At 68.1% G+C, this 9,594-nt stretch carries 7 protein-coding genes; 2 read left to right on the forward strand and 5 right to left on the reverse strand.

Translation table 11 applies throughout. The annotated features are described in order from the left end of the window. Nucleotides 1-2,202 (reverse strand): beta strand repeat-containing protein (locus AC3WJT_RS17275; protein ID WP_492344374.1); only part of this gene is annotated, 2,202 nt, incomplete at its 3' end. A 417-nt stretch (nucleotides 2,203-2,619) separates the two neighbouring features. Here AC3WJT_RS17275 and AC3WJT_RS17280 point away from each other — a divergent pair. Further along, the gene (locus AC3WJT_RS17280; protein WP_492344375.1) at nucleotides 2,620-3,576 is read left to right on the forward strand and encodes a hypothetical protein; all 957 of its coding nucleotides are present in this window, start codon (nucleotides 2,620-2,622) and stop codon (nucleotides 3,574-3,576) included. 39 nt (nucleotides 3,577-3,615) lie between these two features. Here the strand turns inward: AC3WJT_RS17280 and AC3WJT_RS17285 are convergent, their stop codons facing one another. Together AC3WJT_RS17285 and AC3WJT_RS17290 are read right to left on the reverse strand one after the other, a co-directional pair. Beyond that, a complete protein-coding gene (locus AC3WJT_RS17285; protein WP_492344376.1) occupies nucleotides 3,616-6,210 on the reverse strand; it encodes an FG-GAP-like repeat-containing protein in 2,595 nt (864 codons plus the stop codon). Between the two features lie 153 nt (nucleotides 6,211-6,363). Beyond that, nucleotides 6,364-7,533 carry a hypothetical protein gene (locus AC3WJT_RS17290; protein WP_492344377.1) on the reverse strand — a complete coding sequence of 390 codons (1,170 nt, stop codon included), beginning with the start codon at nucleotides 7,531-7,533 and terminating at the stop codon, nucleotides 6,364-6,366. A gap of 185 nt (nucleotides 7,534-7,718) precedes the next feature. Here AC3WJT_RS17290 and AC3WJT_RS17295 point away from each other — a divergent pair, with 185 nt between their 5' ends. Then, a complete protein-coding gene (locus tag AC3WJT_RS17295; protein ID WP_492344378.1) occupies nucleotides 7,719-8,381 on the forward strand; it encodes a TetR/AcrR family transcriptional regulator in 663 nt (220 codons plus the stop codon). 4 nt (nucleotides 8,382-8,385) lie between these two features. Here the strand turns inward: AC3WJT_RS17295 and AC3WJT_RS17300 are convergent, their stop codons facing one another. Both AC3WJT_RS17300 and AC3WJT_RS17305 read right to left on the reverse strand, forming a co-directional pair. Further along, nucleotides 8,386-9,129 carry a TspO-related membrane protein gene (locus AC3WJT_RS17300; protein ID WP_492344379.1) on the reverse strand — a complete coding sequence of 248 codons (744 nt, stop codon included), beginning with the start codon at nucleotides 9,127-9,129 and terminating at the stop codon, nucleotides 8,386-8,388. 129 nt (nucleotides 9,130-9,258) lie between these two features. Further along, on the reverse strand, nucleotides 9,259-9,594 hold a 336-nt coding region (locus AC3WJT_RS17305; RefSeq protein ID WP_492344380.1), incomplete at its 5' end, for a M10 family metallopeptidase C-terminal domain-containing protein.

Raw genomic sequence — 9,594 nt, forward strand, 5'->3', positions numbered from 1 at the left:
GATCCCGTCGCCGCCGGTCTCGTCGGTGGTGTCGCCCGCGTTGTCGACGACGTAGGTGTCGTTGCCGGTCCCGCCGGCCATGGCGTCCGCGCCGAGGCCGCCCCTGAGATAGTCGTTCCCGGAGCCGCCATCGATGACGTCGTCGCCATCGCCGCCGTCGACGATGTCGTCGCCGTCCCCGGCGTTGACCGTGTCGGCGCCGCCCTGGGCGCTGATGGTGTCGTTGCCGCCGGTGCCGGTCAGGGTGTCGTCGCCGGCCGAGGGCGTGGTCGAACCCTCAGCCGTGTCCTGGATGGGCAGGATCAGGCTGGTCGAGGCCGTGCCGCCGGCTCCGTCGTCGGCCGCCAGGGTGATCGTCGCCGAGGCCGGCGGGGTGTCGGTGTCGGCGTTGAAGCTGACCGTGCTGGTTCCATCGGTGTTCAGCAGGGCGGTGATCTCGCCGGCCGTGCCGGTGATCGTGACGCTGGCGGTGCCGGAGTTCGTCACGACGGCGCCGCTGGTTCCGGCGGTGACGGTCAGCAGGCCATAGGTGGTGGACAGGGTGACGGCCAGCACATCGCCGGCGTCCGGGTCGCTGACCGTGAAACCGGTATTCTTCAGGCTCAGCGCCACCTGCTCGACCGCGGTCGGGCCGACGTTGAACACCTGCGCCCGGACGGCGTTGGTCGAGGTGTCCGGAGCCGTCATGCTGGAGTCCTGCCAGGTGACGACAAAGCCGCCGTTCGGCAGGGCGGTGATCTGAGGAAGCTGCTGGGCGCTCGCCGTGGCCGTATTGACGAGGATCTCGGTCCCGACCATCGCCCCGGCGGCGGTGAACACCTGCGCGCGGACGGCATAGCCGGACGTGTCAGGAGCGGTCACGCTCAAGTCCTGCCAGGTCACCACGAACCCGCCGTTCGTCAGGCCTGTGATCTGGGAAGCGTTCTGGTTGCTGGCAGTGACCGTGTTGACGAGGATCTCGGTCCCGACCATGGCCCCGGCGGCGGTGAATACCTGCGCCCGGACGGCGGTGAAGGAAGTGTCGGGGGCCGTCGCGCTGTTGTCCTGCCAGGTGACCACGAACCCGCCGTTCGACAGGGTCGTGATCTGGGGAGCGGACTGGTTGCTGAGGGTGGCCGTGTTGACCAGGATCTCGGTCCCGACCTTCGCCCCGGCGGCGGTGAACACCTGCGCGCGGACGGCGTTGCTGGAGGTGTCGGGGGCGGTCAGGCTGGCGTCCGTCCAGGTGACCACGAAGCCGCCGTTCGACAGGCCGGTGATCTGGGGAGCACTCTGGCTGTTGGTGGCGGCGGTGTTGACCAGAATCTCGGTCCCGGTCTTCGCCCCCGCGAAGGTGAACACCTGCGCGCGGACGGCGAGCAGGGAGTTGTCCGGGAATGTTGCGCTGGAGTCCTGCCAGGTGACCACGAACCCGCCGTTCGCCAGGGCGGTGATCTGGGGGCTGTTCTGGCTGTTGAATGTCGCCGTGTTGACGAGGATCTCGGTCCCGACCATCCCTCCGGCGGCGGTGAACACCTGCGCCCGGACGGCGTGGCTGGAATTGTCAGGCGCCGTTGCGCTGCCGTCCTGCCAGGTGACCACGAACCCGCCGTTCGTCAGGGCGGTTATCTGGGGAACGATCTGGGAATTCGTCGTGACCGTGTTGACGAGGATCTCGGTCCCGACCATCGCCCCGGAGGCGGTGAACACCTGCGCCCGGACGGCGTTGCTGGAGGTGTCCGGGGGTGTAAAGCTGCCGTCCTGCCAGGTGACCACGAACCCGCCGTTCGTCAGGGCGGTGATCTGGGGGCCGTTCTGGCTGTTGAAGGTCGCCGTGTTGACGAGGATCTCGGTCCCGACCATCGCGCCGGCGGCCGTGAACACCTGCGCCCGGACGGCCGTGCCTGAGGTGTCCGGCGCGGTCTGGCTGGCGTCCGTCCAGGTCACGACGAACCCGCCGTTCGACAGGGTGGTGATCTGGGGAGCGGTCTGGTTGCTCGACGTGGCCGTGTTGACCAGGATCTCGCCGCCGGTCCGTACGACCCCCGGCGTGAAGCCAACGGCCGGTCCGCCCGTTCCGGCGAAGCCCTGCGGCTGGTCGCCGCCGGCCTTGGGATCAAGCGGCGCCCCTTGCAGCGGCAAAGCTGCAGTCACGGCCGGAGCGTCTGTCGCGGAGCCGGCGTTGATCGACGCATCTGTCGTGTTGTCGACATAGTTGGTCATGTATAACTCCCGCTCTTCCAGACCAACAGAAGTTTACAAAACACCGATAGTCGAACGCCGTGCGGTCATGTCAGCGTCTATTGGCCGACTGATCAGTACGGCGCCCTTCCTGTGACTGAGACCAATCGTCACGGATAGTGTAATAATCAGTATATAATCGAGGATGACCCATGATTGGTCTCATGTCGGGCGAGACTCCGGTCCGGAGGGAACCGTGAGCCACCGCCGAGCGTTCCGGAGCGCAATCCGGAGATCCCACTCGACCGAGCGGCAGGCCGGGCGCCCGAGCGCAGACGCTCGCGACTGTCCTCCGTTCAGGGATCTGGCCGCTTCATTTCCCCGGAAATACTGGCATAGGTAGTGCAGTAACCCGCGCGAGCGTCCCGTTGGGCGTCGCGCCAGTACCGTGAGTTCCTGTTGCCGTCAGTTCGCCCTGCCCCCGCGTCCACGCTTTCCGACAGCGCCCGAGCCCTGGCCGCAGCGCTCAATCGCGAGGCGCTCGGGCCGGACGGGCCGCATGCCCGCCGTCGCGCCATGCCCGGGTTCACCGATCTGGCGCGCGCCATCGTCTCGATCTGGGGACCACACGAGGGTCTGAGCGGGGAGGTCAGCCGGCTCCTGCGCGATCTCGGCCGCTTCGCCGCCGGCAACTGGGCCATCTACCTCGAGGCGACACCGGGCGGCCTGACCGCCGCGCGCATGAGCGACGCCCTGAAGATGACCACCGTGTCCGGTCCGGGCCGTGCGACCGCCCTGCTCGCCTACCTGCGCTTCGTCGGCTACATCGAACGGACGCCGGAAGCCGGCGATGCGCGTACGCGTCGCTATCGCACCACCGACAAGATGCGGACCGGGTTCCGCGAGCGGATCCGGCGCGAGCTTGAGGTGCGCGCCGACCTCGATCCGGCCATTCCCGCCCTGCTCGAACGCTTCAGGTCCGACGCCAGCGCCTTCGACGCCTTCTTCGTGGTCCTGAGCGAGGTCAGCCTCGCCAACATGCTCTTCGGCGCGCCGAGACGGAACGAGCTGGACCTGTTCTCCGAACGCTACGCCGGCCTGATCATCCTGTGCGAAATGCTGCAGCAGGGCGCGCCCGATGACGTCTTTCCGCCGCGAGGCCCGCTCGACTTCACGGTCGCAAACCTGGCGCGCCGGTGCGAAACCTCACGCATGCAAGTCACCGGCCTGCTCGCGGGCGCACGCAAGGCCGGCTTCCTGATCCCGACCGACGATGGCCGCGAGCGGCTCAGCGAGTCCCTGCTGGTCAACATGGAGGGGCTGATCGCGGGCACAACCGACATGGTCATCGGCTGCGCCCGGATCGTGATGGGCCAGAGCCCGACCGTGTTCGACCACGAGTCATCCGTCGCCTGAACCTTTCGACGCAGTGACCAGCTTCCGAACAGGCGGCCCCTACAGCACCCAGCCGCCGTCCGTATCCCCGCCACCGGTGTAGAGGTTGGTCGTCGTCCCGGTGAGGTTGCCGTTGATCTCGATGACCAGATCAGCCTTGCCGTCGCCGTCGACATCCAGTTGCAGCACGGTCTTGCCGCCGGAGGCCTTCAGGGTCGCCTGGCCGGCGGTGTTGGTGAACTTCGCGACGAACGCGAACGCCTGGTCGCTGGCGAGGTTCACATTGGCATCGATGGCGCTGAGGTCGATCCGGTCGTTCGCCGCGAAGCTGAGATCGAGGATCTGGTCCTTTTCCGGCGTCAGCCCGAAGCCCGGGCCGCTACGGCGGATGTCGGGGGTGTTGAAGCTGAAGGTGTCGGCCCCCGAGCCGCCGGTCAGCCGGTCCTGGCCGGCGCCGCCGCCCAGGAAGTCGTCGTCCGCGCCGCCGTCGAGCGTGTCATTCCCGCTGCCGCCGTGGAGCCAGTCGTCGCCCGCCAGCCCGTTGAGGACGTCCGCGCCGGCATCGCCGAGCAGGGTGTTGCCGACACTGTTGCCGGTGATCGTGTTGGCCAGTTCGTTGCCACCGCCGATGGCGGCGCTGCCGGTCAGCGTCAGGTTCTCGACGTTGGCGCCCAGAGTGGCGCCGATCGACGACAGGACGCTATCGGTTCCTTCGCCCACCGCTTCGGCGGTCGAGTCTCCGGCCTCATCAATGTAGTAGAGATCATTACCCGCGCCGCCGGCCATGACGTCCGCGCCGGTCCCGCCGTCCAGCGTATCGTGACCCGCCCCACCGTTCAGGGTGTCGTCCCCGGCGCCGCCGTTCAGGGTGTCGTTCTGGGTCTCGCCGTTGAGAACATCGACGTCGTTGCCGCCATTGAGAATGTCATTGCCGCCGCCGCCATTGAGCGTGTCGTTGCCGGCGAGGCCGTTCAGCGTGTTGGCGACGCTGTTGCCGGTGATGACGTTGGCCAGCGCGTTACCGGTTCCGGTGAGACTGGCGCCGTGGCTCAGCGTCAGGTTCTCCAGCCCGGCGGCCAGGGTCCAGCTGACCTTCGTGATCACCAGATCGGTTCCGTCGCCACCGGTCTCGTCTGTGGTGTCGCCGGCGTCGTCGACGACGTAGGTGTCGTTGCCAAGGCCGCCGAGCAGGTCGTCCGCGCCCAGGCCGCCCCTGAGGTAGTCGTTCCCCGAACCGCCGATCAGGGTGTCATCGCCCTCGCCGCCATCGAGTGTGTCATGGCCGCCGCCGCCGTCGACGACGTCCACGCCCGCAAGCGCGCTGATGGTGTCATCACCACTGGAGCCATAGAGCAGATCAGCGAGCGCGGTCGGACCTTCGGACTGCGCCGTCATATTCACGGTGATGCTGGACTGCCCCGACGCCGGGACATGCGTGTAGATCGCCAGCTGCCCGTTGATTCCCCCCATGACGATGTCCGGGTCGCCGTCACCGTCGACATCGAAAAGCGCCGGTGTCGGGTTGTTGCCGACCGCAATACCGTTGAACGGATTGTTGCTGCCGGTCAGCTCGGTGAAGACGCCGGCGTCGTTTCTGAACGTGTGGATCGTCCCGGCGCTCGCGTCTCCCGCCAGCAGGTCGAGATCGCCGTCCTGGTCCACATCGACAAACACAGGCGCCGCGCCAAAGCCGACATCGATGAAGTTCAGCGGATTGGCGCCCGCCGCCAGCTGCGTAAAGACGTTGGCGTTATTCTGGAGAACCTTGATAGTGCCGTCGTAGACGCCGACGACGGCGTCCATGTCACCGTCACCGTCGATGTCGGTGAAGACGGGTGACGAGAGTTTTTCATCGAAAGCGTTGAACGGATTGGCTCCGCCGCTCAGCTGCGTGAAGACGCCGCCATTGTTCTCATAGACAAGCAGGAGACCGTTGTTCTCGCCGAGAACCAGATCGAGATCGGTGTCACCGTCGATGTCCACAAAGGTCGGCACGGCGTAGGTGCCGACATCGATCGTGTCGAACGGATTGCTTCCCCCGGTGACCTCGCTGAACACGCCGGCGGTGTTCAGGTAGGTGTAGATGTTTCCGTCATAGGCGCCGACGATCAGGTCCAGATCGCCGTCGCCATCCAGATCGGCGAAGGCCGGACGGCTCTGGGTTCCCACGTCGATGCCGGTAAAGGGGTTCGACCCCGGGGCCAGCAGCGAGAAGCCGGCCACGGCAGAGCTCTGGCCGGCCGCATCAACGATGGCGATGGACAGCGCCCGCGCCGCCGCCGGCGTGTCACTGCTGTTGGCGTAGGTCAGGCTTTCGACGACCAACTCGACGATGGCCGAGGTCGCGCTGGCGTTGAAGGTCACGGTGAAGGTCGCGCCGGCTCCGCCCGCTGCCGAACCGATGATCACCCCCGCCGCGCCGCCCGCGCCGTCGGCGTCGTAGAACACGTCCGCGCCGACGCGGTAAATCACCGCGCCTGTCAGGATCGAGACCGTATCCTCGGCCAGCAGGCCGCTGACCGTCAGCGTCCCGCCGGTGAAGTCGTTGTCCGGATCCGTGAAGGTGACATCGCTGTCGATGACCTGCGGCGTCGCGTTGACCAGGTTTTCTGCGAACGTCGGCGCATCGAGGCCGGTCAGCGTAGGAGCAGTCATGTCAGTCAATCCCCCGGAGCCACCCGACAGACCGGGTGAGGCTCAGGCGTGACACGCCCTTCGCCGGGGCGGCAGTGGACTAATCAGACAGCATTTTCGCGTGACGCGGGATCAGGCGAGCGCCGATGCTCCCGGACGGACGGCCGAAAGGCGCTACCGCGCTTCGGCGGCCTGCGCCGGGCCGCCACCCAGCGAGCGCAGCGCCGTCAGGGCGCCGTCGGCCGCGCGTCCGACTACCGCCGCGAAGCCCTCGGCGCGTTTCGGCGCACCTGCCGGCGTCGCCGCGCGGGACGGCGCCATAGCCAGCCCTTCGCCGCCGAAGCCCTCATTCAGCGACGACTGCGGCGGCAGGGCCGACAGGGTGTCTTCGGGGGCCGCAGGGGCGGCCGGTTCGACCGGACGAAGGCCGCGTGCGGCGGTGCGCGCCTCACCGAACTTCGGCGTGTAGAGCTTGAACGTGGTCGCCGGACGGTGGGTGATGTCGCGGCCGTTCTCGCGCCAGTAGGCGTCATAGCCCGCCGGGCACCGCACGCGGATCTGCGAGAAGCGCGAGGGGTCGGTCAGCCAGGCCGCCTCGGCCGCCGGGGTCTGGGACCGGTCGCGCAGGGACATGTCGTAGAGGCCGTTCAGCACGTGCCCCGAACAGGCGCGGATGATCGGCGCGGGGTTGCCGCAGTCGCCGGCCGCCGCGCTGATCTCGGGCTGGCGGCCCCACCAGGGCGAGCCGCGGAACGACGCCTCGCGCTCGGCCTCGACCCGCAGGCGGTAGGCGTAGGAGAGGCACTGGTCCCACTTCGACAGCACCGGCGTGATGTCGTTGTTGATCGCCCGCTCGAAGAAGGTCGGCCGCTCCTGCTGGATGATCTTGCGGATGGCGATGTAGGTCTTCACCGAGTTGTCGTTGTAGCCGATGAAGGCGTCCTGGTAGGCGGCCCAGGCGGCGTCCAGCTCGGCGGTCGGGGCGCCCAGCTTGAGCGCCTTCTGCACCTGCACGGCGCGGATGATGCGGGTGTCGATGATGCTGGCGACGCTGTTCAGCGAGGCGGCGCGTTCGACCGAGAGCTTCTCGGCCTGGGCGGCGCGTTCCTGCATCTGGCTGTAGACGAGGCTGATGGCGCTGCCGGACGCGGTCAGCAGGACCGAGCCCACCGCAAGCAGGACCGACTGGCCACCGGTCGAACGACCACCCCCGCCACCGCCCGTCAGCGCTTCGCCGGCGCCGCTGAAGACATTGCCGTTCGAGACCGGGCGCGCGGGATTGGCCGGCGCTTCGGCGAACAGCGCCCTGGCCTGGTTGCGTGAATGGTCCTTGCCGCGCGCCATAGTCCCCGCCCCCGGTTGATCGCGAAGACAGCAGACTAGGTTAACGCTGAACGCAAGGCTGCAAGCTTCTGCCGAAAGGCGAGTGTGGGGCATTCCGCACACCTGTTCCAAACAGCTGTTCATCGCCCCTTGCGCGGCGGGCGAACGCCCGTAAAGCTCCCCCAACGGAATGGAAGGGCTGCGTCTTGAGTCATACTGACGAACCCGGCGCGGAGTCGCAGACTCCGGAGGCCGAGGCCGCCACCAAGCAGTTGGTGTTCAACGCCGCCGAGCGGCTGTTCGCCCTGCACGGGTTCCAGAATGTCTCGGTGCGCGACATCACCGCCGAGGCGGGCGTCAATCTGGCCAGCGTCAACTATCACTTCGGCTCCAAGGACGCCCTGCTGTTCGAGATCTTCCGGCGCAGGACCCAGGAGCTGAACCGCGACCGCGCCCGGATGCTGCACGAGGCCAGCGACCGCCACAGCGGCAAGCCGCCGGTGCGCGACATCCTGACCGCCCTGTTCGCCCCGCCGCTGAAGTGGCTGGACCCGTCAAACGACCGGCGCATCTCGCTGCAGTTCCTGATCCGCGCGCGCAGCGAGGGGACGGCGGAAATCCGCGAGGTGCTCGGCAGCGACGTCAGCCACCTCAAGCGCTTCGCCGACGCCCTGCTGGCCGCCCGGCCGGAACTGCCGCCGGAGGAGGTCTACTGGCGGCTGCACTTCGTGCTGGGGATGATCCACCAGAACCGCTTCATGGAGCTGGACCGGCTGCACGTGCTGTCTGGCGGCCTGACCCGCGAGGGCGAGGTCGACGCCCTGCTGCAGCGGATGCTCGACTTCGCCGAGGCGGGATTCGAGCGGTAGCAGACTAAGGTTTCCGGCCTCGCCGCCCCTTCGCGGCCGCGACCAGCGCCACGACGACGAGGACCAGCGCGGCGGCGACCGCCGTCTGGGCGACCAGAGGCTTGTCCAGTCGATGGGCGGCATAGACAGCCGCCAGACCCCAGATGATCGGCAGCGGATAAATCCACGATCGGGCCCGAAGCGCGACCGTTGTGGCCACCAGCGCCACAATGCCGATCGCCGCCAGAGCCGCGGCGAGCGCCGTCTGCGGCGTGATCACCGTCCAGGCCGTCAGCACGTTGACCATGTTCAGGGCGCTGGCGATGGTCAGCCAGCCGGCCAGCAGGGCGTTGGGCGCCACAACGAGCAGGGTCTGTGTGGTCGAGACGGCCTGCGCGCGACGCCACAGGGGGAGAATAGCCGCCGCGGCGCCGACAAGGATGATCGCGATCGTCGCGGCCTTCAGGTCCATCGCCGAGGCGACAATCCAGGATGCACAGGCGAAGGTCGCCACCACGGACGGCCATCCGAAGGCGTTCAGGACCGGCGCCGGGCGCGCGCGCGCCTGATAGACCGCATAGGCCGCGAGACCCAGATAGATCAGGCCCCAGATCGAGAAGGCGTAGGGCGCGGCCCGAAGGGTGGCGTCGCCCGCCCGGCTGAACTCTGCGGCGCTGAGGCCGAGCCCTTGCGTCGTCTGCACGAGGGGCACGCCGATGGCTGCCGCGACACCGAAAATCACCAGGGTCTTGCGAATTGCGGTCGTCACGTCACCTGTTCCTCCGGCGTGTGCCGTTGTGAACGTAGCAGAGTCCGTTCGGATGCATGGCGCCCCGGGAACAGAGGCGGCCGCTGCACAGCCTGCAGGGTCCCGGGCGCTTGCCGGGCGTTGCGGCGCCTAGAGCACCCACCCCCCGTTCACATCGCCGCCGCCGGTATAAAGGTTGGCGGTGGTGGCGGTGACGTTGCCGGTGATCTCGACGACCAAGTCGGCGACGCGGTCGCCGTCGACGTCGAGCTGCAGGATGCTGTTGCCGCCGCTGAGCTTCAGCGTCGCCTGGCCGGCGACCCCGGTGAAGTTGGCGACGAACGTGAACGCCTGGTCGCCGGCGAGGGAAGCGTTGGCGTCGATGGCGGAGAGGTCGATCCGGTCGTTCGCGGCGAAGCTGAGGTCGAGGATCTGGTCCTTGTCCGGCGTCAGCCCGAACCCGGGACCGCTGCGGCGGATGTCGGC

It is taken from the genome of Caulobacter sp. FW305-C-30-S16 (assembly GCF_058783025.1).